Origin of the sequence: Pontivivens ytuae (genome assembly GCF_015679265.1) — a bacterium.
GTDB classification, from domain to species: Bacteria; Pseudomonadota; Alphaproteobacteria; order Rhodobacterales; family Rhodobacteraceae; genus Pontivivens; species Pontivivens ytuae.
Genome location: NZ_CP064942.1, coordinates 504,484 through 529,505, shown reverse-complemented (window position 1 = coordinate 529,505; position 25,022 = coordinate 504,484). Strand labels below are relative to the sequence as shown.

The following is a 25,022-nucleotide window of genomic DNA, read 5'->3' as shown; positions in this document are numbered from 1 at the left end:
CAGCACGTTTGATTAATGCAGCGGCGGAGGCTGGACCGGCCGAGGTCTCCAAGGCGGTGGAAGCTTTGTCAAATGCGTCTTGGTGAAAGGTGATGGCCAGTGCAGAACTCCCTAAGGAAAAATGTGCGTAATTTGGATACGGTGAGTCCAGTGGCCGCGACTTCGCGAAACAGGCTAAGTCCACAGCTTTCTAGATGATGTCCCCTAAGGGAAGGGCGGAGTGAAGCTGGTTGGCCGTTGCAATAGTTTATTTTGTAGCTTGTGGGCCGCTTCGGCGGGCGGGCCTAGAGTCGTGCAGAGTATCATATCGCAATCACAATGTAACACGACAAAGCCGCCATTCGTAAGTCGCGCAGCATCAAATAGAGTGGGTTCAAAGGAGATCTCCCTCCCGACCAACAGCGACGAAGTAGTTGAACATCTCATGGCCGCGGTACAGGCCAATGACGTAGATCGACTCATCCTCAGCCATGCTGCGCTCCGTCTGAAACGGCGCCGCCCAACTCCAAACGCCAAGCCTCAGTACGGCAGTTCATCATCACCGTCCAGCTGCGATGGATTGCGATACAGCTCCTCCACCTCGGCAATCAGGTCCGAGAACTCCGCTTGGTAGTCCCGAAACCCCCACGTGATCAGTGTCTTGATCATGTCTTCCGGGGTTTTTCCTTCGAAGTCCGCCATCTCGCTCAGTTGGTCCATCTGCGTGTCGGAGAGCGAGAGAACAAGTATCTTGGTCATGGTGACCTCCTGTCGTTAGCTGGGTTCGTGGTCTGTGCCGGGTGTGCGACCTGTCCGGCCCGTCTGGTCGTGTGATCGGCGGCCTGTCTCTCCGCGCGCGCGGTTGCGCTCCGGCCTGGAGCGGTCGGGCATATCGACCGGAGGCGTGCCGCCCATCTGCATGTATTTGGCCACGCCCTGGTTCAGTGCCTGGATCTGGGCATTCCGGCGCTTGCGGGCCTCCACGATCTGCGCCTGGAGCTTGCGGCGTTCCTCCAGCTGACGCCGGATCGTCACCTGCTTCTCAGCCCGGTCTCGGGCTTGAGCATGGGCGATCTCCCCCTCGTTCTTCTGCCGGATCAGGCGGTTCTTCCCCGTGATCCAGCCCCAGAGGCCGCGCAGGCCCGTCGGCGTGCGCTCCGCTCGGCGTTGTTCTTCGGCTTGCCAGCGGTCCTCCTGCTTCTGTCGGAGCTGGTCGCGGTGCTGGCGATGGCAGTGCACCATCTGCTCGCGCTGGAACTGGGCCGCGAGATTCTGCTTCTCCGCCTTGGCCTGTTCTTCCTGCGCCCAGGCCTTTAGCTTCGGAGTCATCCGCCCCGCGATAAACGCCTTCGCGTCCTCGGTGGATTGCAGCGCCTTCGCATCGCCCAGCCTGGCTTTCAGATCCCTGGTCTTGGCCCCTGTGGCACGGGAGAGCGAATAGATCTCGCCCCGCCAATCGACGGCGACATAGCCGCGCCTGTCGCCGCGCGCGAGAACGTAGCCCCGGTCCCGCAGCGCCGTCTCAAAGGCCTGGCGGCTGTCTGATCCCGCCCAGCTTTCCTGCAGGATACGCTTGATCTCCTTGGGGTCCTGTTTCGTGCGCCTGGCTTGTTGGTACTCCGCGCGGCTGTAGCTCAGCGGATCGCGCTGGCGGTGATCCTGGAAGCCCTTCGGCATCTCCCAGCCCTGTTCGAGGTAGAGATCGCGGGCGATCCCGTTCAGCTCGCGCTTGTAGTGCGAGAGCTGCACCGCCTTCATCTCTTCGCCGTCGATCCGGCTCCAGACCGCATGGGCGTGGCGGCGGCCCTCCTTCTCGTGGAAGACGACCGCGCGGGGCTGGCCCTCCAGACCCAGCTGCTCTTCGATCCGGTCGATGGCGGCCTCGAAGGTCTCCACAGGGACCGTTTCATTCGGTGGAGGGTTCAGACTGAGCGAGAAGAGATGGTTCTTACAGCGCGTGCCCTTGGCGATGGCTTCGCTTTCCGCCATCGCGCCATGCAGGTCGTCGGCGATGAAGCCGCGCAGGTCGTGCAGCTCGATATGCTCGTTCTCCTGGCCGCGCATCAGGTGATTGGCCAGCTCGCGCCCATGGCCGCGCTCATTGCCCTTCAGGATCATGACGGGCCTGCCGCCTTGCCGAGCGCCTGGAGCAGCTCTGCCCGCATGGCCTGGATGTCGGCGCAGGCCTGGCGGATGTCCTCTTCGACCTCCGGATGGACAGGCAGCGTGCCGGTGTTCACCGCGCGGGCCAGCTGGTTGAGATTGGAGGACAGCCGCGACTGGCCGAGACGCGCCAGAACTCGCCCCAGCACTGCGTGATCCTCAACGGGCCTTGTGTTCCGCCTGCGGACTTTCGGCAGTTCCTGGTCGAACAGCACCGCCTTGATATAGGCCCCCAGCGGCACGCCATTGGCCGCCGCTTCCAGCTTCGCCCGCTCCTCGAAGGTCAGCCGCAGCGAGAACGGGGCAGGCGTCTTGCCCTTCGACAGCTGATTGAAATTACGGGGCGAGGTCGTCATCACCGCACCGCAGATCACCGAGTTCTAAGGCTGTGAGCTGGTCTTCCCAGTCCTGGAGCGCTTCAAAGAGAGAGTTCGAACTTTCTCCCTCCAAGTGCACCATTGCGCTTTCTCGTAGCTTCCCATTGCGCCTCCATTAAGATGCTCTAAAGGCATGAGCTTCTAGTCGGTCGCTGCGGTGCTTCTTATCTGAGCATATGGCTTCGCCAATCCAGTAGCAGACCAAGAAAAGGTGGGCAGGTGATCTGCAATACGCACGAATGAAGTAGGGCGAAGAAGTAGCCGCCATTTCGACGACAGAAGGGAACGCCTCCGGACAGGGGTTGTGTCTGCTCGCGATCGGGCGACAGCCTTGCAGCACATCGCATGTGATCTCGAGGCATCTCGGCCGTGTGCCGCGGCGTTCGTCGTATCGGACGGGCTTGCCGCGGCTTGGTCTGCCGGGGATGCCTGCTCGGGCCCTCTTGTCCCACGAGGCTTCGCGGACCCGCTCGGCGTCGTGTCGTCGGCTGATGAGCCACTGGACCGCTGCAAAGGCACACACGACGCCGGTGCTCCAATGGCGTCGCGTCTCCTGCCATTCTTGATGACGAACCGGATGGAGCGCCCATCTCTGTTTGGGACACCGTACAGTTGGGCGCTCATGCCTCCTGTTTTACACATGCAGCTGGTCGCGGTGCGATGGGTCTTCAGGCAGGTTGCATCGGCCGTCCCGCTCTTCTCCTGGGAGTTCTCGGCCGCCCGACAAAGATCCTGGTGAACACACCTGCTCGCTCTCGTGCCTCCAGCGTTTGTGCAGTGCTTCGTGCGCCGTATCTCCCCGGCGCGTCGCACCAGCGCAACTCATTGCGAGTGACAAAGATGACGCCGGGCGTTTCGCACTGATGCCGAACGCGGGGCCTAAAGTGACACTCCCGCGTTCGGCTGAGCCCGCACCATCTGAACATCCATCAACCAGAGCAGGGCGCCCATGTCATAGCTCGCCTCTTGAGGGGCCATGTGAAGAGCTACGGCGTTATCGTAAGACAGAGCCCAGGCTTGGGTGTTTGACCCCGACATAGTTTAGGGTAGTTCATACAGTTGAGGCAGATTGAACCAAGCATGAGCTCCGAAGGATAGTGAGACAAAGCGGTTTGGTCCATTCTACCGATCACCCAATTACTTTGATCCTTTTGTGAGCTTCTGTTCGATAACGGGTGCGTGAGCTTGGCTCCATGTTGGGTCTAGCCTCGGTTCAAATCTGCTCTTGCCCGCACCCTGACGTTGTGACCGTGATCTCGGAGGTGACCCTGGTGCGATCCGTAGATCTTCGAGCGCGAAAAACTGAAGCTGCGCTGGCGTCTCCCCCAGAGGTTCCATTTTAGTATTGATTGAATGGGAAATGCTCTCACTCGCCCGTCGCTATCGGCTCCCCAGCTTTCCTCTGACGCTATCCCATCGCCGCCAGCACCCGGTCGGGCGTGAAGGGCATGTGGCGCAGGCGGGTGCCGGTCAGCGCATAGACCCCGTTGGCGATGGCGGCCGAGACCATGGGCGTGCCCGCCTCACCCACGGCGGAGGGCGGGGCGTCGCTCTCGGTCAGGTGGACCTCGATCTGCGGCAGGGCGTCGTGGCGCAGCACGTCGTAGTCGTAGAAGTTCTCCTGCTGCACCTCGCCGCCCCGGATCGTGATCCGCTCCAGCAATGCGGAGGACACGCCGAAGACGATCCCGCCCTCGATCTGGTTCACGGCGTTGTCCGGCGACACGATCTGGCCCGCATCGACCGCCGCCCAGATGCGCGGCACTGCGATGCGGCCCGACTCCGGATCGACCGAGACCTCGGCCACGCCCGCGACGCGCGTATCGCCGTAGCCCGCGAAGGAGAGCCCAAGCGCAGTGTCCGCGCGCGACCGGTCCCAGTCCGACATCTCTTGTACCCGATCGAGGAGCGCCAGGCTCCGCGCATCATCGCCGACCATCGCGCGGCGGAAGGTGAACGGGTCCTGACCGGCCTCCTGTGCCAGCTCGTCGATGAAGGACTCGGCGGCGAAGGCGGTGTAGGCCGCGCCGATGCCCCGCCACGGCAGCACGCGGGCGCGCCGCTCGGTCATGACGTGCTCGGCGGCCATGTCGGGCATGGCGTAGAACCGCGCCTCCGAGCCGAGCATGGAGATCACGTCCTGCGGCTCCACCTGTGCCCAGCGGCCTGCGTTGAAATAGGCGATGACCGAGGGCGTGCCGACGCGGTGGCGCCAGCCCTGGACCTCGCCCTCCTCGGTCAGACCCGCTTGCAGATGCTGGGCGGCGGCGGGGCGGAAACCGCCATGCTTCACGTCGTCCTCCCGCGTCCAGGTCACCTTGACCGGGCGACCCGTCGCCTGTGCGCAGAGGAGCGCGTCGCGCACGTAGTCCTGCATCCGCTCCGTTCGGCGCCCGAAGCTGCCGCCCATCGTCATCATGTGGATGCGCATTCGCTCGGGCGGCAGGTCCAGCACCTCGCGGACGGTGTCTGTGGTCCAGCTCTGGGTCTGGGTTCCGGCCCAGAGCTCCGCCCCATCGGCGTCGACGCGCGCGACGACGGCCATGGGTTCGATCTGCGCGTGGTAGGCGTAGTCGGAGAGGTAGGTCGCGGTGACCGTGCGCGGCGCGTCGGCGATGGCGGTCGCCGCATCGCCCTCGGCCCGCCATGTGGCGGCTTCGGCGCTCAGATCCTCGGCCGCGGCCGCGTAGTCGGCGAGCGTGCTCTCGTCGTCCCAAGCGCGGGCCGGGGCATCCTCGGTCCACGTGATGTCGAGCAGGTCGCGGGCGGCCATGGCGGCCCAGATCGTCTCGGCCACCACCGCGATACCGTCGGGCAGCGTCACGACCTGCACGACGCCCGGATGCGCCTCGGCCGCGGAGCTGTCCAGCGCGGCGACGGTCTCGCCCTCGACCGGTGCGCGGCGGACCATGGCGTGGAGCATGTCCGGCAGGCGCACGTCGATCGCATAGGTCTCGGTCCCGGTCGACTTCGCGGGAATGTCGCGGCGGGGCGTGTCGCTGCCGATCAGGCGGAATTCGGCGGGGTCCTTGAATGGTGCGGCCTCGGCGCGGTCCAGTCCACCGCCCTCGGCCAGTTCGCCATAGGTCAGGCTTTGACCGCTGGCGGCGTGGACCACGACGCCGGGCTCCGTCGACAGCTCTGCCACGTCGACGCCCAGCCGCTCCGCCGCGCGCCCGATCAGCACGGCCCGCGCATTGGCCCCGGCCTGGCGCAGCGTGTCGTAGTAGCCGTAGACGCCCGAGCTTCCTGCGGTGTAGAGCACGCCGCCGAAGGCCGGGTTGCCGAACCGGCGGTCATCCTCATCGAGCTGTTCGATAACGACCGCATCCCAGTCCGCATCCATCTCCTCCGCCAGGATCATCGGCAGCGCGGTGGAGCTGCCTTGTCCCATCTCGGTCGAGGGGAAGAGGATGCGTGTCGTACCGTCCGGCTCGATCCGGACCCAGGCTGCGGCATCGGCCTCCTGCGCGCGGACCGCCGAGACGGAGCCGTCTGCAGCGATGGCGAGGACGAGCGCGCCCGACGAGGCGAGGAACGCGCGGCGGTTGAGGGCAAGGTCCTTCATCTCACGCCTCCTCCGCCGCACGCCGGATGGCCCGGGCGATCCGCCCATAGGTGCCACAGCGGCAGAGATTGCCGGCCATCGCGTTGCGGATGTCGTCGTCGCTGGGTTGCGGCACCTCGTTGAGCAGGGCCGCGGCCTGCATGATCTGGCCGGATTGGCAGTAGCCGCACTGCGCCACCTGCTCGGCGATCCAGGCGCGCTGCACCGGGTGATCGCCGTCGGGCGACAGGCCCTCGATCGTCGTCACCTCGGCCCCTTCGATGCTGTCGACGGGTGTGACGCAGGAGAAGGTGGCGAACCCGTCCACATGCACCGTGCAGGCCCCGCACTGCGCCGCGCCGCAGCCGAACTTGGTGCCCGTCAGGCCCAGCTCCTCGCGAATGACCCAGAGGAGGGGGGTCTCCGGCGGTGCCGTGCTTTCGATCGGTTCGCCGTTGAGAATGAATTGCGTCATGGCCGTGCTCCCCATCGTGCCGTGGCGGTCTCACGGGACGGACAGGCGCCGTCCCTTGCTTCATCAATCTGTCGGCCCAAGCGAGGTTCGGACCGACGAAAACTCCTACGCCACAAGGTCGAGGCGAGCATGATCGGGGACGTCGATCTCGGTCTGCGCGATGCCGTCCCGACTTGGGCGATGACATAGTGCTGCCGTCGGATCAGGCGACCGGATTTGCGCCACCAAAGGCTGTAAAATCTGCGCGATGACGCCCGAAGACGCTGCCCCTGGAACGCGAACGTCAACGCGCGATGATGTCCTCGGGCGCAGTGTCGAAACGATCCGCTCAAATGAGGCGGCGCGCCGGCGTTCCGCTCGCGAATTCGTCCACCCAAGCCAGAGCCCGATCCGGAAGCGGCGGCGCCGAACGCCCGGCCCGTTCCGCGGAACTCACCCGACCTTCTTGCCTGGCGGAACGTCCGGGCCGCACCACTTCGAGACGCCGATCACCGGCACTACGTCAGTGTCGCGACCGGTGTGGCCCGCCAATAGGGAAACCGCTAGCTTCAAGCCCACTGCCACCGTAACGGAGTGTGGAACGGTGCCCGAGACTGCCATGACCGACCAGATCTTCCCCTTCGACAACAGCTATGCGCGGTTGCCCGACCGGCTGTTCGCCCGGGTGTCGCCGGCACCTGCGCCGACGCCGCAGCTCCTCCAGCTCAACAGACCCTTGGCGGAGGAACTGGGTCTCGATCCCGACCGGCTTGCGAGCCCGGAGGGCATCGCGGTCCTGTCCGGCCGTCGCGTCGCCGCAAGCGCGGATCCGATCGCGATGGCCTATGCCGGGCACCAGTTTGGCAACTGGGTGCCGCAGCTCGGCGATGGCCGGGCGCTGCTCCTTGGTGAGGTCATCGACCGGAACGGCCGCCGCCGCGACATCCAGCTCAAGGGCTCCGGCCGCACCCCCTTCTCTCGTGGAGGGGACGGCAAGGCGCCGCTTGGCCCTGTCCTGCGCGAGTTCATCGTCAGCGAGGCGATGGCCGCCCTTGGCATTCCCACGACCCGCTCTCTCGCGGCCGTCGCGACGGGCGAGCACGTCGTCCGCGACACCGTTCAGCCCGGTGCCGTGCTAACAAGGGTCGCCGCAAGCCACGTGCGCATCGGGACCTTCCAGTACTTCTATGCGCGCCGGGATGCGGAGGCGCTGCAGGCCCTCACCGACCACGTGATCGCGCGGCATTATCCGGAGATCACGGCGGCGGACGTGCCCGCGCTCGCTCTCCTAGAAAAGGTCATGGAGCGGCAAGCTAATCTCGTCGCCCAATGGATGGGCGTCGGCTTCATCCACGGCGTCATGAACACCGACAACATGACGATCTCGGGTGAGACGATCGACTACGGCCCTTGCGCCTTCATGGATACCTTTCGCGAGGGCCAGGTCTTCAGCTCCATCGACGTTGCCGGACGCTATGCCTACGGCAACCAGCCCCGGATCGCGCAGTGGAACCTCGCGCAGCTTGCCCAAGCGCTGCTGCCGCTCATCCCGGGTGATGACGATGCGGCCGTCGAGGCGGCGCAGGCGACGATCGACCGCTTCCCGGATCTGTTCAGGGACGCATGGCTGAGCGTGATGCGCCGAAAGCTCGGACTGTCGACGGCGGCCGAAGGAGATGCCGAGCTCATCTCCACCTTGCTGTCCACGATGGAGGCGGGCAGGGCGGACTTCAGCCTGACCTTTCGCCGTCTCGCCGATCACTCAGGGCCCGATACGGAAGGGCGGCCGCAGGCCCGCGACCTGTTCGCCGACCCGGCCGCCTTCGACACCTGGGCCGAACGCTGGCATGCCCGCCTTGCGACCGATCCAATGCAGCCTGCCGAGCGCGACGAGATGATGCGCACGGCAAATCCCCTCTTCATCCCCCGCAACCACCGGGTCGAGGAAGCACTCACGGCAGCTCAAGACGGCGACCTGCAGCCCCTTGAAAAACTACGCGGTGTCCTCGCCCGCCCGTTCGACCACCAACCGGACGAGGCCTCGCTCGCCCTGCCACCTCAATCTCACGAGGTCGTCGCCCAAACCTTCTGCGGTACTTAGCAATATCCCAATTCTCTGATTCAGCATGATCATTTCAAAGCCAAAACTGACTCTTGCTAAGTTTCGACTATGCTGTGCTGCGTTACATTAAATCAGAATTTGGCTACTTGTGCGAAGACACTTCTGGTAAGAAGGCCCTAAATCTTAGTTTGTTAAGTGATTTTCAGTATTCATAATTGCCGTAATCGGCATATAATATTTTATAAAACTAATCTATATTTACGTGGCAGCAATCTGTTCGACGGTCAGCCGGTGCATTCCGGCGTCATCTTTGTCACTCGCAATGAGTTGCGCTGGTGCGACGCGCCGGGGAGATACGGCGCACGAAGCACTGCACAAACGCTGGAGGCACGAGAGCGAGCAGGTGTGTTCACCAGGATCTTTGTCGGGCGGCCGAGAACTCCCAGGAGAAGAGCGGGACGGCCGATGCAACCTGCCTGAAGACCCATCGCACCGCGACCAGCTGCATGTGTAAAACAGGAGGCATGAGCGCCCAACTGTACGGTGTCCCAAACAGAGATGGGCGCTCCATCCGGTTCGTCATCAAGAATGACAGGAGACGCGACGCCATTGGAGCACCGGCGTCGTGTGTGCCTTTGCAGCGGTCCAGTGGCTCATCAGCCGACGACACGACGCCGAGCGGGTCCGCGAAGCCTCGTGGGACAAGAGGGCCCGAGCAGGCATCCCCGGCAGACCAAGCCGCGGCAAGCCCGTCCGATACGACGAACGCCGCGGCACACGGCCGAGATGCCTCGAGATCACATGCGATGTGCTGCAAGGCTGTCGCCCGATCGCGAGCAGACACAACCCCTGTCCGGAGGCGTTCCCTTCTGTCGTCGAAATCCCTGCCGATGTCTGACCGTAGATGTCAATCAGAATGGCGGTTAAGAGCACTAACGTCGGCTGTATGTTTCACCATATCTTGATGCTCGATGAAAACAGTGAGACATCCATCACAACCTCAGGTTAAATTGCCGCCTCGGCATTACTTTGCAGAACAGTGTTTTGAAGAGCTCGAAATAGGCGGCCCTCGACAGAACCCTAACGGGAGTTCGAATTGCACGGGTTGGTTGCTCTCAGTGTATCCACAGTGGTCAGCTATGAGAACACGTGATTGTGGCGCTGCTCACCTTTGTTGGTCGCGGCGTAGAGCTTTTCCGTATGACCCGATCGCCAGGCCCCGCCCGAGCCATGGTTGGGGCAACCTCAGCAATTTCGTTTCAGACCGGTGACGGATTGAGACAAATGCGATCAAACAACTCCTGGTTGTAAAATGAGCCAATGACTAGACCGGAAGCGAGGTCGGCAAATTGACCGGCAATCGCATCGGAGCGCTGAGCCATCGCCACCTACACCTTCACCAATGCCGTCGTGGTCGAGGCCGATGGCGGCAATGACGATATCCTGTGGGATCAGGTGACGATCACCGTCACCGACGGCGACACCGACAACAGCCTTCAGCGCAACAGTAACGACTCCGCCGATGATCAGACCTTCACGATCACGGCCTTCAACGAAGTGATCGGCGGGCGCAATGACGAGCCCGAGCTCAACGTTACCTATACCTCGATCGATGGCGGGGATCGCGGGACCGCACAGCTCACGGACGCGGCCGGCCAGTCGATCAGCGGCTTCTATTTCCAGATCAACAACGACGACCAGGACTTCCGCGTCTTCATCCCGTCTGAGCCCAACGCAGGCTTCGACTACAGACAGAACGGCAATGGCGAGCTGAGCGGGATCAGCCGGCGCAACTTCTCCTATGGCGAGGTCGAGGCGGCGTCGGCGGATGCCTATGTGATCTCCGATCCCGATGTGTCGAACGCGAAGACCTGGTCGACGGGGGAGGGCGACGACCTCGTCCAGTCGGGTGCGGCGTCCGATGACCTGTCGCTGGGCGGTGGCAACGATCGCGCCTTCGCCGGCGGCGGCTTCGACACCGTTTCGGGAGGCGCGGGCAACGACGCGATCTCCGGTCAGGAGGGCAACGACAGCCTGCTGGGGGAGGCGGGGGCGGATACCCTGCTCGGCGGCGATGGGAGCGACACGCTGCTGGGCGGTGCGGACGCGGACTCGCTGTCCGGTGGCGCCGGGGCGGATTCCCTCGACGGCGGATCGGAGGATGACAGCGCCGACACGCTGGAGGGCGGCGCCGGGCAGGACACGCTGCTGGGGCAGGGCGGCGATGACGTCCTGCAGGGCGGCGACGGCAATGACAGCATCGAGGGGGGCCTCGGTAACGACACCATCCTCGGCGATGGCGGCACCGCGGAGCCGACGCTCACCCGGCAGTCCTTCGAATGGGACGACATTCCCGACCCGGACAATGGCGGGCAGATCGACGACGGCGATGACCTGCCGAACACGCTGACCCAGAACACCGGGCTGATCGAGGTCACCGTCACCTACACCAGCCAGAGCCCCACGGGCACGCAATACGATTTCGAGACCCGCTCGCAGAACGTCGACGACATCAATCCGGGCGGTTCCGAGACGCCGGACGGGACCAGCGGCGCGATCCTGCGCGGCTTCGAGGATGACGACGCGGACGAGGACGATCCGTTCTTCCGCAATGTCGGCACGCTGCGGGTCGATTTCGCGGCCACGGGGGCGAACGTCGCGGACGAGGTGCAGAATGTCAGCTTCCGCATCAACGACATCGACGAGGGCAGCTTTCAGGACGTCGTCAGCGTCCGGGCCTTCGACGCCTCGGGCCAGCAGGTCTTCGTCGAGCTGACGGCGGGCGACCGGCTCTCCCTCACCGATGAGGATGGCGTGGCCGGGGCGGAGCGGGCCGCGGCGCGGGAGGACGAGGGCGGTACGGGCCCGACGGATGAGAGCGCCTCCGTCCTCGTGAACATCGAGGGTCCCGTCTCCCGCATCGAGATCGACTATGACGGCCTGCAGCCCGGCCAGCAGGCCGTCCAGGTCACCGACATCTTCTTCGACGCGGTCACGCCGTCGACCACGCCGACATCGGGCGACGATACTCTCGTCGGGGGCGAAGGCAACGACTCCATCGACGGCGGCGCCGGGGCCGACACGATCGAGGGGAGCGAGGGCGACGACACCCTGTTCGGCGGTGACGGCAACGACAGCATCACCGACTTCGCGGGCTCGGACTCCGTGGATGCGGGGGCGGGTGCGGACTTCGTCCAGATCACCGGGGCGGGTGGTGTCTCCGACACCGTCGAAGGCGGCACGGGTGCCGACACGATCAACGTCTTCACCGGCGACAACTCGGCGCACGAGGTCAGCGGCGGCGAGGGCAATGACAGCATCACGGTCTTCGACGGGGCCGCCTCAACCAACACGATCGACGGTGGCGACGGGGACGATACGATCCAGGGCGGCGACGCCTTCGACACGATCACCGGTGGCGAGGGCAATGACGTCCTCGACAGTGGCGGCAACGACGACGTCGTCGATGGCGGGATCGGCGACGACACGATCCGGGGGTTCACCGGCGACGACACGCTCACGGGCGGCGAAGGTGCGGACTCCATCGACGCGGGCGACGGCGCGGACAGTATCGAGGGCGGCGAAGGCGACGACACTCTGCTCGGCGGCGGGGATCGGGATACCTTCACGCTGTCGGGGGCGGATGGCTCGGACCTCATCATCGGCGGAGAGAGTGGCGACGATTTCGACCGCATCCTGCTGCCCGAGGGCGGCAGCTTCCGCATCGACTACGAGAACAACGATCGCGCCACCGAGCGTGGTACCATCACCTTCTTCGATGAGGAGGGGGAGACGGTGGGGATCACCACCTTCTCCGAGATCGAGGAGGTCGTCTGCTTCGCCGCCGGTACCCGGATCCGGACCCCGGACGGTGCCCGGCCGGTGGAGACGCTGCGGCCCGGCGACCTCGTCCACACGGTGGACCATGGCCCCCAGCCGATCCGCTGGGTCGGCGGCCGCACGGTCCCGGCGCGCGGCAGGCTCGCCCCGGTGCGAATCCGGGCGGGGACGTTCGGCGCCCCGCGGGACATCCTCGTCTCGCAGCAGCACCGCATCCTGATCCGCAGCCCGCGTGCGCAGCTCTGGTTCGCGGCGTCGGAGGTACTGGCGGCGGCCAAGCACCTTGTCGACGGCCGGAACGTGACGGTGGAGGAGAGCGCTGAGGTCGTGACTTACGTTCACATCCTGCTCGACGAGCATGAGGTCGTCATGGCCGACGGCCTGCCGGTCGAGACCTTGCAGCCGGGCGCGTGGGGGATGGGGACGCTGGATGCGGACCAGCGGGATGAGTTGCTCGAACTGTTTCCCGACCTGCGCGCTCATCCCGACACGGGCTATGGACAGGCCGCGCGCTACACGCTGAAGCGGCGAGAGGCGGAGCTTCTTGCGCGGGAGCTGGCGGCCGAGCGGACGGCGCCCGTCGAGACGCCGAAGCCGCCTGCACTGGTGCCGGTGAATGCGTCCCGCCCGCGCCGGGCGCAGGCGCTCACACGGTCCAGCCACAGCACAGGCGGACAACGCCGCCGGCGTCGGACCTACTGAGGATCCTGCACGAGGTAGAGGTAGTTGCCGTGCCGCCCCATCGTGATCGGTCCGTCGCCCATCGCGTGCTCCAGCTCCAGGAGCGCGACGAGCATGTCGAGGCTCTTGCGCGGGACACTGGGCCGGGCCGGCGGCGGCGCCGTTCGCTCCGGCGACAGCAGGCCAAGCAGATCGGGCGTGGGGTAGGGCGTCGCCACTTCGAGCCCGTCGGCCATCAGCAGCTCGTGTTCTTCGGTCACCAGCGTCACGTAGTCGGTGCTGAACCGGTTGAAGACCGTGGAGATGCCGCGCAGGCCGGTCAGCAGACCGACCGGCACGAGCACTTCGGCAGTGCCGAACAGCGCCACGCAGCCGGGGTCGGAGATCATGACGCACTGGTTGGCGGAGAGCATGAGATCGACCGCCGGACGTCCGGCGCCAAGGCTGCCCGCCTTCACCTGGATCAGGCGGCTCGCGGGCGAGGTGCGCCACAGCGAGCAGGTCCAACGCTCCACCCGCCGCAGCGGTGCGGTGCCGTGGTCCAGCGTCCGGACGAGATCACCGACCTTGAGGGCTGCGACATCGACAGGCCCGGAGGGCGTCGCGACCCGTGTTCCGGCGGCGAAACCCGGCAGATCGACTGGCCGCCGCGTCACCTGTTCTTGCAGGTCGCGCGGCTGCGACTGAAAAAGAGCATCGAAAATCATGCCCATGGCGTCCCTCCCAGGGATCAACTAGGGGCTTTGTTTTCTATCCCCCTGTTCTCCTTAAAGATGATTTGGAAAGGCGGGCGTGAAGGCAATGCCGGATTTGGAGAGGACTTGCGGCCGTTGCAGTGTCACAGGACCGCCTTTTTGACGTTTCGGGGGACAAGTGCAGAACATCGCGGCCATTCGCCGCTTTTGGTTTCAAAGTGCGTCGATAACTACCTAAAATTATTCAAAATTAATCGCGCGGTTTTCCGCTGATCCGGCGCTCGACACGGCCGGAGGCCCGCGGTCCGACGCTCCAGCTATGGCGTTCGATTCGGTTTCTGGTCTTGCGGTGAAGGTTTGGTGAGGGTGATCTGAGTGCGGTGCGCGCCGGAGACCATATCGTGAACCGACTATCTGGGAGCTGCGCCGCAAGCAGTCTCTCATCTGGGGTCGCGCCCGGAGGTTCGAGACATCGACGATAGTTAGAGCGCGACCGACGCTTCCGAACGTCATGTCAAACGTGGCAGTTCACTCGCCCTCTGCGAATCGCATTCTGCGTGTCCGGCGCAGCCTTTTCGTCCGCGTCTACCGAGTTACCGGCGCAACGAGTGCTTAATTTTTATACGATTTGCCGTTCAATGCTTTCTCATTGTGCGAAAACAGCCCTGCGACATCAAGAACTGGGCAAACCCGCTAGGTTCTGCGACGCCGCGATGACTAGGGTGACGACGCCACAACGGCGCGAGCGGCCACCGGGCGGGTCATCTTTCCACGAACGCCCCACCCGATGGCCTCAACACGAAACGTGCTGTGGTTCGGACTTAGCATGAGGCGCGGGACGCTCAACCGCCGCCGGGACCGGACACACCGCACCCTGACAGGGGAGCTATCCGCTCATGTCTCTCACTCGCCCCCTCGCCACGGTCTCCGCGATCGCGCTGGCCGCAGCCACAGGTGCAGCCGCGCAGGACTGCGCGGAGCCGATCAAGGTCGGCGTCCTCCACTCGCTCTCCGGCACGATGGCGATCTCGGAGACGACGCTGAAGGACACGATGCTCATGCTCGTCGAGCAGCAGAACGAGGCCGGCGGCCTTCTGGGCTGCGAGATCGAGGCGGTCGTCGTCGATCCGGCCTCCGACTGGCCGCTCTTCGCCGAGAAGGCGCGGGAACTGCTCACCGTCCACGAGGTCGACGTGATCTTTGGCAACTGGACGTCCGTGAGCCGCAAATCCGTGTTACCGGTGATCGAGGAGCTCAATGGCCTCCTCTTCTACCCGGTGCAGTACGAGGGTGAGGAGAGCTCGCGCAACGTGTTCTACACCGGGGCGGCCCCGAACCAGCAGGCGATCCCGGCCACCGACTATTTCCTCGAGGAGCTGGGGGTGGAGAAGTTCGCCCTGCTCGGCACCGACTACGTCTATCCGCGTACGACGAACAACATCCTGGAGTCCTACCTGCAGGACAACGGCATCGCGGAGGAGGACATCTTCGTCAACTACACCCCCTTCGGCCATTCCGACTGGGCCACGATCGTGTCCGACGTCATCGCGCTGGGCGAGGACGGCAAGCAGGTGGGTGTGATCTCTACCATCAACGGCGACGCCAATATCGGCTTCTATAAGGAGCTTGCGGCGCAGGGTGTGAGCGCCGACGACATTCCCGTCGTCGCCTTCTCGGTCGGGGAGGAGGAGCTCTCGGGCCTCGACACCTCCGACCTCGTCGGCCACCTCGCCGCGTGGAACTACTTCCAGTCCGCCGACACCGACGCGAACGAGGAGTGGGTTGCCGCCTGGCAGGCGCGCATGGGCGCGGACCGCGTGACCAACGACCCGATGGAGGCACATTACATCGGCTTCAACATGTGGGTGAACGCGGTCGAGGCGGCCGGCACAACCGAGGTCGATGCGGTGCGTGAGGCGATGTACGGGCAGGAGTTCCCGAACCTCACCGGCGGGACAGCGGTCATGCTGCCGAACCACCACCTCGCCAAGCCGGTGCTGATCGGTGAGATCCAGGCAGACGGGCAGTTCGACATCATCTCCCAGACCGAAGAGGTCGACGGCGACGCGTGGACAGACTTCCTGCCGGAAAGCGCGGTGCTCGTCTCCGACTGGCAGGAGCTCGAATGCGGGATGTACAACACCGCGACCGAGAGCTGCGTGCAGATCAAGTCGAATTACTGATCGAAGATGCGGCGCGCCTCTCACAGGGGCGCGCCGCCCTTTTTTGAAAGACCGGACGCCCCATGATCCGCATCCTTCTCGCGGCACTCACCCTGCTCGCGTTCACGCCGCCTGCCGCGGCACAGGAGCTTCAGGACCTGCTCCAGACCCATGCGGAGGAGGTGGCCAAGCCCGGCCGCCGCACGGTGGGCGTCGTGCTCGACGATCTCGCGGCCTCCGGGCTGCCGGAGGTCGAGGGCTTCCTCGAGGCCTGGCGCGACAAAGGCGTCTGGCAGCGGGAGGAGGACGGCCTCTTTTTCATTGCTGAGGAACTGGGCGACGACCGGCTGGCGCTCTTCGACATTGCGGACCGGACGGAGCTTGGCGAGGTCTTCGAGGATGATTTTACCCAGGTAAAGCCAAACGGCGGCGTGCGGCGGGAGATCGGATCGGCGTTGGTGCAGTTCCAGCTTTCCGCCGAGGATGTCACGCGCCGGATCGCTGCGGTGGATGCGATCGCGCGCGACATGGACCCGGACCAGCTCGCGCCGCTTCGCGCCTCGATCGAGGAGGAGCCGAACGGCGGCCTGCGCCTGCGCAAGACGCGGGTGGCCAACATGCTCGCGGCGAGCTTCGCCGAGGACCGGGACGAGCGGATCGCGGCGATCCGAGGGCTGGCGAGCGACCTGTCCGTCGATGCGCGCGCGACGCTGAACCAGATCCTGTCGCGGCAGGAAGGCGTCGGCGTCGAGCTGCCCGAGGGCGCCAATGTCGCCGCAATCTTGGAGCCCGGCCGCGACCTGCCGGAGGAGGAGGCCTACGCGCGCCTCATCGCCGCGGAGCTGGCGCCGCCGCTCATTTCAGCGAGCCGGATCCGCGACACGCTGGTCCTGCGGATCGCCGACGGCATGGTGGGCGATGTGTCCGTGGAAAGCCTCGACACCGAGGATGCGCGGCTCGCCGTCTACGACGCCCTAGCCGCCGCCGGCGATGTCGCGCCGCGGGTTACCGAGGAGGCCCGGGCGGATGCGCTCGCCTCCCACGTCTTCTACGTGATCTATGACGAGCCCGATGCGGAGATCACGGCGGCCGCCGAAGATGCGCTGGAGGGGATCGAGACGCGGGTAGCCGTCAGCCAGGCCGCCGATCTGGGGCTCGACGCGCTGTCGCTCGCTTCGATCTATTTCCTCGCCGCCATCGGGCTCGCCGTCACATTCGGCGTCATGGGGGTCATCAACATGGCCCATGGCGAGTTCATCATGATGGGGGCCTATACCGGCTTCGTCGTGCAGCAGTTCGTGCCCGACTACACGCTGTCGATCCTGCTCGCCCTGCCGCTCGCCTTCGCCGTGACCTTCGGCGCAGGCGTCGCGATGGAGCGGCTGGTGATCCGCTGGCTCTACCACCGGCCGCTGGAGACGCTGCTCGCGACCTTCGGGATCTCCATCGCGCTACAACAGCTGGCCAAGAACATCTTCGGCACGCAGGCGCGGCCGCTGACGTCGCCCGCCTGGCTCGACGGGTCGTGGGTCATCAACGACGTGATCTCGATCAGCTATATCCGCATCGCGATCTTCGTGCTGGCGCTGATGTTCCTCGCCCTCATCCTCTTCGTGCTGAAGCGGACCCGGCTGGGGCTGGAGGTGCGCGCGGTGACGCAGAACCCCGGCATGGCGGCTTCGATGGGGATCGATCCGAACCGGATCAACATGCTGACCTTCGGCCTCGGCTCCGGTATCGCGGGGATCGCGGGCGTGGCCATCGGGCTCTATGCGCAGGTCACGTCCGAGATGGGGCAGGCCTACATCGTGCAGAGCTTCATGACCGTGGTCGTCGGTGGCGTCGGCAACGTGTGGGGCACGCTGGCGGGTGCGGGGCTGATCGGCGGGTTCCAGAAAGGGATCGAGTGGCTCAACCCGTCCAACACGCTGGCCGCACAGACCTACATGATCCTGATCGTCATCCTCTTCATCCAGGTCCGGCCGCGCGGCATCGTCGCGCTCAAGGGCCGCGCGGCGGGGGACTGAGCCATGCGGAACACGACGCTGCTGCGCACGCCTTCGGTCATGTGGTTCCTGATCGCGCTGTCACTCTTCACGCTCGGCACGGTCGTGATGGCGGAGATGGGGCTCGTCTCCACCTCCATGGTCAAGACGCTGGGCAAGACGCTGTGCCTCTGCCTCGTCGCCGTCGCGATGGACGTGGTCTGGGGTTATTGCGGGATCCTGAGCCTCGGCCACATGGCGTTCTTCGGCATCGGCGGCTACGCCGTGGGCATGTGGCTGATGTATGCCCGGACCGAAGGGATCGTGGAGCGCAGCCTCGCCAACGGTGCCCTGCCGCCGACGGAGGGGGAGATCCGGGACGCCATCGCGACGCAGATCTTCGGGGTGGTCGGTTCTTCGGAGTTCCCGCCGATCTGGGCGTTCGCCCACTCGCTGCCGCTGCAATTGCTCGCCGTAGTACTGGTGCCCGGGCTGCTGGCGCTGGTCTTCGGCTGGCTCGCCTTCCGCAGCCGGGTGACGGGGGTGTACCTGTCGATCCTCACGCAGGCGATGACGCTGGCGTTGTCGCTGTGGCTCTTCCAGAACGACAGCGGGCTGCGCGGGAACAACGGGCTCTCGGGCCTGCAGAACATCCCGGGGTTCGAGCGGGTGCCGCAATCCACCATTTCCATCGTGTTCTTCGTAGCCTCCGCGGTGGCGCTCGCGGTGGGCTATGTCCTCTTCGCCCGCGTCGTCTCGGGCAAGATGGGCAGTGCGATCCGCGCCATTCGCGATGACGAGGCGCGGGTGCGGTTCTTCGGCTACCGGGTGGAGCACTACAAGCTCTTCGTCTTCACGCTCACGGCGGTGGTCGCGGGCATCGCGGGGGCGCTCTACTACCCGCAGGCGGGCATCGTGAACCCGGCGGAGCTTGCGCCCATCGCCTCGATCTACCTCGCGGTCTGGGTGGCGATCGGCGGGCGCGGGCGGCTCTACGGTGCGGTGATCGGCGCGGCCTTTGTCTCGCTGTTGTCGAGTTGGTTCACCGGGGGCGGGGCGCCGCCGGTGGATCTGGGCTTCTACACGGTGCAGTGGACCGACTGGTGGCTGGTGCTGCTGGGCCTCAGCTTCGTGGCGGTCACGCTCTTCTTCCCGCAGGGCATCGGCGGGCTCTTTGATCGGTTCGGGAGGGGTAGATGAGCGCGCTTCTGGAAGTGAACGGCGTCTCCGTCTCCTTCGACGGGTTTCAGGCGATTAACAATCTGTCGCTCTCCATCGGCGCGGAGGAGCTGCGGGCGGTCATCGGGCCGAACGGGGCGGGCAAGACCACGATGATGGACATCATCACCGGCAAGACCCGGCCCGACGAGGGCGAGGTGCTGTGGGGCGACAGGAACCTCTCCCTGATCGGACTGAACGAGGCGCGCATCGCGCTGGAGGGCATCGGGCGCAAGTTCCAGAAACCCACCGTGTTCGAGGCGCAGAGCGTGCGGGAGAACTTCACCCTCGCCCTCAGCAAACCGCGCGATTGGTGGCACGTGCTCCGCTTCCGCGCGACGCCGGACGATGTGGCGAAGATCGAGGAGCTGGCCGAGGAGGTGGGCCTGACGGCGGAGCTCGACCGGCCCGCCGGTGAGCTCTCCCACGGGCAGAAGCAGTGGCTGGAGATCGGGATGCTGCTCGCCCAGGATCCGCAGCTTCTGCTGGTTGATGAGCCCGCCGCGGGCATGACCGTCGAGGAGCGGGAGCACACGACCGAGATCCTGAAGCGCGCCGCGCACACCCGCGCCGTCATCGTCGTCGAGCACGACATGGACTTCGTCCGGCGCCTCGACTGCCGGGTGACGGTGCTGCACGAGGGCTCCGTCCTCGCCGAGGGCAGCCTCGACCACGTCACGAACGATCCGCAGGTGATCGACGTCTATCTGGGGCGCTCCGATGCTGACAGTTGAGAACCTGACGCTGCGCTATGGGCAGAGCCAGATCCTACACGGGGTGAGCCTGACGGCCCGGCCCGGCGAGGTGACCTGCGTGATGGGCAATAACGGGATGGGCAAGACTAGCCTGCTGAAGGCCATCGCCGGGCGGCACCCTTATGTGGACGGCCAGATCACTCTCGACGGGGCGGCGCTGGGCCATCTGAGCGCCAGCCGCGCGGCGCGGGCCGGCATCGCCTACGTTCCGCAGGGCCGCGAGATCTTCCCGCTGATGAGCGTGGCCGAGAACCTGGAGACCGGTTTCGCCTGCCTTCCCAAGGATGCGCGCAAGGTGCGCGAGGACGTCTTCGAGCTGTTCCCCGTGCTGGCCGAAATGCGCGGCCGCCGTGGGGGAGACCTGTCCGGCGGCCAGCAACAGCAGCTCGCCATCGCGCGGGCGCTGGTGACGCGCCCCCGCGTGCTGCTCCTCGATGAGCCGACGGAAGGCATCCAGCCGAACATCATCGCCCAGATCGGTGAGGTGATCCGGCGGCTGCGCGCCGAGGGCGAGATGTGCATCGTGCTGGTCGAGCAGAACTTCGACTTCGCACGCGGCCTCGCCGACCGCTACCTCACGCTGCGCCGGGGCGTCGTGGAGCTCGACGCGCCCGCCGTCGATGTCGGGGCGGAGCGTCTGCTGGAGGCGTTGTCGCTCTAGACGTGGGTCGCGAGGGGGGCGGCCCACTCGCGCGCGCGCAGCGTCTTGCGCGCCGAGGGGCCGTAGGCGGTTGCGCCAAAGGCCTGCAGCTCGGGGAAGATCGCGAAGAGCTCCTCCCGCGCCGCATCGCCGATTTGGCCAAGGGACATCTCACCGGGGTGGAAGCTCTCGGCCTCGACCCCTTCGGCGAAGATGATCTCGTGCTGCTCGAACATCAGGTGCACGTACTCCACCATGCCGCCGGGGCGCAGATGCACGCCGTCGCCGTCCACGAGGTGGCGCGCGGCGATCAGCATCTCGTCGCTGCCATGGGACAGGCGCAGGCCGCTGTCGCGCATCAGGATCCGGTGCTGGGGCGAGACGCGGAGCGGCGTCGTGTTGCCGAGCCGTCCGATCTCGAACTCCACGGGGGCGAAGGCGCCGACCGCAGGCACCTCCTTGCGCGCGATCCAGCGGATCGCCTGCAGCCCGTTGTCCCGCGTGACGACGAGGTCGCCGATCCGCAGCGCATCGACCCGGCGCAGGCCGAGCGGCGTGAGGACGCGCGTTTCGGAGGCGAAGCACACCACGGATTCGATGTTGGAGAAGGTGACGGTGTACTCGTCCGCCGCCCCCTCGTTGACGATGAAGAAGCCGTCTTCCTCGTCGGCGCTGGTGAAGGTGACATCGCTGCGCCGCAGCCCGGTCCCGTCGAGGCGCAGGACGTCGATATCGCTGCCGTCCGCATCCTCGCCACCGTCGATGGTGACGCCCCCGGCCTGACCGTCATCCTGGAACTCGATCGTATCGCTGCCGGTGCCGCCCGCGATCTGCTCCCGGCTGCCGTAGAAGATCAGGTCGGTGCCTTCGCCACCATCAAGCGTGTCGATGCGCGTTGTGCTGTTGGTGACACCGCCACGCAGGGTGTCGTTGCCTTCGCCGCCGGAGATGTTGTCGCGATTGCCGCCACCGGTGATACTGTCATCGCCGTCCCGGCCGTCCAGCGTCTGCGACGCAAGCGACGCTTCGGCATTCACGATGTCGTCCTGATCGGATAGGATCAGGTTGCGGATCGAGGTAAAGCTGCCTGCCGCATTGGTCTGGTCGCTGACCGTACCGTTCTGATTGGCGGTGTACTCAATGGTAACGCCGTGGCCGGTCAGCCCGCTCGCATCGAGCGTGTCGGTCCCACTTCCACCCGCGATTGTATCCGTGCCGAAGAGATCGGTGAGCAGGATGGTGTCGTTGCCGCTGCCCGCGTCGATGTCGTCGTTGCCGGTCCCGCCGGTGATCGTGTCTGCGCCGCCGCCGGTGGTGACGACGTCGTCGCCCCCGCCCGCGTCCACCACGTCGTCACCGCTGGCCGACGAGGTGCCTGCCAGGGTGCTGTCTGCGTTGATCGTGTCGTCGCCGCTGCCCGCGGTGATGGTGTCGGAGCCGGACTCGGTGTTGATCTCCGTGCCTTGCGTGACGGCCGTCGAGTCGAAGGTGTCGTCCTGCTCGGTGGCAATGAAGACCTCGATCTCGTCGAAGCTCGCCGCCGTCCCGCCGGTGGTGCGGCCCACCACGGTGCCGGAGTTGAAGTCGCTCAGGATGACGTCGACGCCCTCACCGGTCACGTCGATCGCGCTCAGCGTATCCTGGTCCGTGCCTTGGGCGCCGCCATCGATGCTGTCCGCACCGAAGTCGTCCTCCAGCAGGATGAGGTCCGCATCAGCACCACCGTCGATGACGTCGTCGCCGGTGCCACCCGTCAGCGTGTCGTTGCCCGCCGAACCGAACAGCGTGTCGTTGCCCGCGCCGCCATCGACGCTGTCGTCGCCCTCGTCCGAGATGTTCTCCGACGTGGTTGCGACGGTGAAGTTCGACGTGTCGAAGGTGAAGCCGGAGTTCACGTTCCGCGAGGTCAGCGTGACCTCGAAGCTCGAGCGGTTGGTGAAGTCCAGATTGACCTGGGAGTTCTGCTGCTGCTCGCTGGTCTGCGTGTTCTGGTTGTTGTTCTGCGTGCCCGAGAACGAGAAGCTGGAGCCGTTGTCCTCGACCAGCAGGCTCGTCGTATCGGTGACGGTGTAGTTGGTGAACTCGGTCGTGCTGACGGTCACCTTCTCGCGGTCGGTCGTGGCCCCACCGCTCGTCGTCTCATCGAGATCGAGGAAGGTGAAGGTGCCGTTCACCGTGACCGGCGTCTCGGTGCCGCTGAGATAGAACTCCACGCGGATCCGGGCCTGGTGCCCGGCAAATGCCGCGCCGGCGGTCGTGTTCGTGGCCCCGACGTTCAGGATGACGATGTTGGGGTCGGTCGTGTCCGAGTTGTTGAGGTCGACGGGCATGCTGGAGGCGGTCACGCCGTCCGCCTCGGTCACGCTCAGAAGGACGAAGCGCGCGTCGATCGCCTGTCCGCCCGCGGTCGTCGCCACGTTCTCGTAGGTAATGAAGTCGCCGACCGACTCCGCCCCCACGCCGCCCGGCGCGCTCGATCCGGTGGTGTCGACGTTGGAGCGGTTGAAGTTGAAGTTCGCGGCGTCCTGATCCGGGTTCCGCACGTCGGACCCGTCGCCGTAGACGATGTCGTCATCGGCGCCGCCCAGGACCGTGTCGTTGTTCTCCGCGCCGATCAGCGAGTCGTTGCCGCTGCCGCCCAGGATGCTGTCATCGTCCGAGCCGCCGTCGATGCTGTCGTCGCCCTCGCCGCCCTCGATCGTGTCGTCATCGCTGAGACCGCGGAGGGAGTCGTCCCCCTCGAAGCCCTGGATGCTGTCGTCGCCGCCGAGATTCGGGCCGCCGGTCTCACCGGTCAGCGTCTCGTCCCAGGTCGGCACGTCGTCATAGGACAGACCGCTGGGGAAGAAGTCGTCGCTGGGATTGGTGCCCGTCGATCCGCCGAACGCGGTGACGTCGGGCTCACCGATGATGTAGTAAGTCTGCCCGCCGCTGCCGCTGTCGAGGAAGATCTCGTAGACGTCGACCGTGTTTCCGCCGCCGACATCGAAAGTGATGACGTTGTCGATATAGGTCTCGATGCCCGCGAGCGTGGTCGAGTAGCCCGAGGTCGGATCGAAGACCCAGCCGAGCTGCGACGTGCTTGCCGTCGTCCCGCTCTCGTCGAGCTGGCTTTCGAAGTTGTTGTCGTCGTCGGTGAGGTGGAGCTGCAGCGTCGGCGCCGTGGTCGGCACCGTGATCTGGCGGGAGGACCCGCTGCCCGTCAGGCCGATCTCGGCCGCGGTAAAGATCGAATAGGTGAAGATGTTCGCCACGGTCTCGTCTCTCCAGCACACCTGTCGGTTCTGTTCGGCACCGCCTAGTGTCGCGGTGTGACCGAAATGCGGTTCTGGCAGCGCTTAAACAGTGTGTTAACGCCATTTGTGACGAGCTGGCCACGGAAATGCGAGGGATGTAACCGTTTGACCATTAAATACAACTTTAAGGTTAGTTGTCGCATCGCAATAATCGTGCGGTCGCGTAACAACAGTTCGGCAAAACAGCGCTAAATCCCTGAACAAGCGTCATGCAGCCTGAACGGGCCTGTGCTACCGCTGGCTCTCCGGCGGGGGTCAAGACGGCGCCGGAAGAGTGAGGGAGAACGATCCGACATGCTGGTCCGCGCGCTCGACGACTGGGACGACGCCTACGCGAATGGCGCGCATATCGAGGGGGCGGAGGGCTATCCGCCGCGCTGGGCCGGGGCCGCCGCCGCCTTCCGAGAGACCGTACCCGAGGTTCGGCTCGACATCGGATACGGCGCCGGGGCGCGCGAGGCGCTCGACCTGTTTCTGCCCGAAAGCGCGCCGCGCGGCCTCGCCGTCTTCGTCCATGGCGGCTACTGGCGGCAGTTCGCGAAGGGCGACTGGTCGCACCTCGCTGCAGGGGCCGTCGCCCGCGGCTACGCCGTCGCGATCCCGTCCTACACGCTGTGTCCCGAGGCGAAGATCGCTGCGATCACCGGGCAGGTCGCCCGTGCCATCGCGCAGGCCGCGGGCATCGTGCCGGGGCCGATCTTCCTCGCTGGTCACTCTGCGGGCGGGCATCTGGTGACCCGCATGGCCAGCGCCGCGAGCCCGCTGGGGCAGGGCAGCGCGATGCGCCTCAAGACCGTGCTGTCGATCAGCGGCCTCCACGACCTGCGCCCGCTATTGCGCACCACGCTCAACCGCGACCTGCGCCTCGATTGGGAGGAGGCAACGGCGGAGAGCCCGGCGCTCCACCCGCCCCGGCAGGGCACGCGTCACATCGCCTGGGTCGGTGCGGACGAACGGCCGGAGTTCATTCGCCAGTCCGAGCTGATCGCCAATATCTGGGCCGGTTGCGGGGCGACGACCATGCTGGAGGTCGAGGCGGGCCGTCACCACTTCGACGTGATCGACGGCCTGACCGATCCGAAGAGCGCGATGCTCGACGCCTGGCTCGGATGACGGGCTTGCTCGGCGCGGCGCGGCGCGGCACGGTGTCGCGACCGACCGCAGCGAG

15 protein-coding genes are annotated in these 25,022 nt (G+C 65.7%); 8 read left to right on the top strand and 7 right to left on the bottom strand.

Annotation, left to right across the window (positions count from 1 at the left end):
* Positions 1–519: 519 nt before the first annotated feature.
* From I0K15_RS02410 to I0K15_RS02390, 5 genes are all read right to left on the bottom strand, one after another.
* A complete protein-coding gene (locus tag I0K15_RS02410; RefSeq protein WP_196103866.1) occupies positions 520–738 on the bottom strand; it encodes a hypothetical protein in 219 nt (72 codons plus the stop codon).
* 15 nt (positions 739–753) lie between these two features.
* Complete coding sequence (locus I0K15_RS02405) at positions 754–2,097, bottom strand: relaxase/mobilization nuclease domain-containing protein (protein ID WP_196103865.1); 1,344 nt, start codon at positions 2,095–2,097, stop codon at positions 754–756.
* Positions 2,094–2,498, bottom strand: a complete 405-nt coding sequence (locus I0K15_RS02400) for a hypothetical protein (RefSeq protein WP_196103864.1) — start codon at positions 2,496–2,498, stop codon at positions 2,094–2,096. The genes I0K15_RS02405 and I0K15_RS02400 overlap by 4 nt, the downstream gene beginning before the upstream one ends.
* Before the next feature lie 1,429 nt (positions 2,499–3,927).
* Positions 3,928–6,087 (bottom strand): xanthine dehydrogenase family protein molybdopterin-binding subunit, encoded by a 2,160-nt coding sequence (locus I0K15_RS02395; RefSeq protein WP_196103863.1) that lies wholly within the window; start codon positions 6,085–6,087, stop codon positions 3,928–3,930.
* A 1-nt stretch (position 6,088) separates the two neighbouring features.
* Entirely contained in the window at positions 6,089–6,541 is a 453-nt protein-coding gene (locus I0K15_RS02390) for a (2Fe-2S)-binding protein (RefSeq protein WP_196103862.1), read from the bottom strand.
* Positions 6,542–7,139: 598 nt separating this feature from the next.
* Between I0K15_RS02390 and I0K15_RS02385 the strand changes: the two genes are divergently transcribed.
* Together I0K15_RS02385 and I0K15_RS02380 are read left to right on the top strand one after the other, a co-directional pair.
* Positions 7,140–8,621 (top strand): protein adenylyltransferase SelO, encoded by a 1,482-nt coding sequence (locus tag I0K15_RS02385; RefSeq protein WP_196103861.1) that lies wholly within the window; start codon positions 7,140–7,142, stop codon positions 8,619–8,621.
* A gap of 1,371 nt (positions 8,622–9,992) precedes the next feature.
* Entirely contained in the window at positions 9,993–13,124 is a 3,132-nt protein-coding gene (locus I0K15_RS02380; protein WP_196103860.1) for a Hint domain-containing protein, read from the top strand.
* On the opposite strand, the gene I0K15_RS02375 is transcribed toward I0K15_RS02380, so the two are convergent.
* Positions 13,118–13,816 carry a Hint domain-containing protein gene (locus I0K15_RS02375; RefSeq protein WP_196103859.1) on the bottom strand — a complete coding sequence of 233 codons (699 nt, stop codon included), beginning with the start codon at positions 13,814–13,816 and terminating at the stop codon, positions 13,118–13,120. The two genes, I0K15_RS02380 and I0K15_RS02375, sit on opposite strands and share 7 nt — an antisense overlap.
* A gap of 878 nt (positions 13,817–14,694) precedes the next feature.
* Here I0K15_RS02375 and urtA point away from each other — a divergent pair.
* From urtA to urtE, 5 genes are all read left to right on the top strand, one after another.
* On the top strand, positions 14,695–15,981 hold the full coding sequence (gene urtA / locus I0K15_RS02370; RefSeq protein ID WP_196103858.1) for an urea ABC transporter substrate-binding protein: 1,287 nt from the start codon (positions 14,695–14,697) through the stop codon (positions 15,979–15,981).
* A 62-nt stretch (positions 15,982–16,043) separates the two neighbouring features.
* Positions 16,044–17,987 carry an urea ABC transporter permease subunit UrtB gene (gene urtB, locus I0K15_RS02365; protein ID WP_196103857.1) on the top strand — a complete coding sequence of 648 codons (1,944 nt, stop codon included), beginning with the start codon at positions 16,044–16,046 and terminating at the stop codon, positions 17,985–17,987.
* 3 nt (positions 17,988–17,990) lie between these two features.
* Positions 17,991–19,145, top strand: coding sequence for an urea ABC transporter permease subunit UrtC (gene urtC, locus I0K15_RS02360; protein WP_196103856.1), 1,155 nt, complete (start codon positions 17,991–17,993; stop codon positions 19,143–19,145).
* Complete coding sequence (gene urtD, locus I0K15_RS02355; protein ID WP_196103855.1) at positions 19,142–19,897, top strand: urea ABC transporter ATP-binding protein UrtD; 756 nt, start codon at positions 19,142–19,144, stop codon at positions 19,895–19,897. Before urtC ends, urtD begins: the two co-directional genes overlap by 4 nt.
* Positions 19,884–20,579, top strand: a complete 696-nt coding sequence (gene urtE / locus I0K15_RS02350) for an urea ABC transporter ATP-binding subunit UrtE (RefSeq protein ID WP_196103854.1) — start codon at positions 19,884–19,886, stop codon at positions 20,577–20,579. The genes urtD and urtE overlap by 14 nt, the downstream gene beginning before the upstream one ends.
* Here urtE and I0K15_RS02345 read toward each other — a convergent pair.
* Entirely contained in the window at positions 20,576–23,812 is a 3,237-nt protein-coding gene (locus I0K15_RS02345) for a Hint domain-containing protein (RefSeq protein ID WP_196103853.1), read from the bottom strand. The two genes, urtE and I0K15_RS02345, sit on opposite strands and share 4 nt — an antisense overlap.
* A 336-nt stretch (positions 23,813–24,148) precedes the next feature.
* On the opposite strand from I0K15_RS02345, the gene I0K15_RS02340 reads away from it, so the two are divergent.
* Positions 24,149–24,967, top strand: a complete 819-nt coding sequence (locus I0K15_RS02340; protein WP_196103852.1) for an alpha/beta hydrolase — start codon at positions 24,149–24,151, stop codon at positions 24,965–24,967.
* Positions 24,968–25,022: the final 55 nt, after the last annotated feature.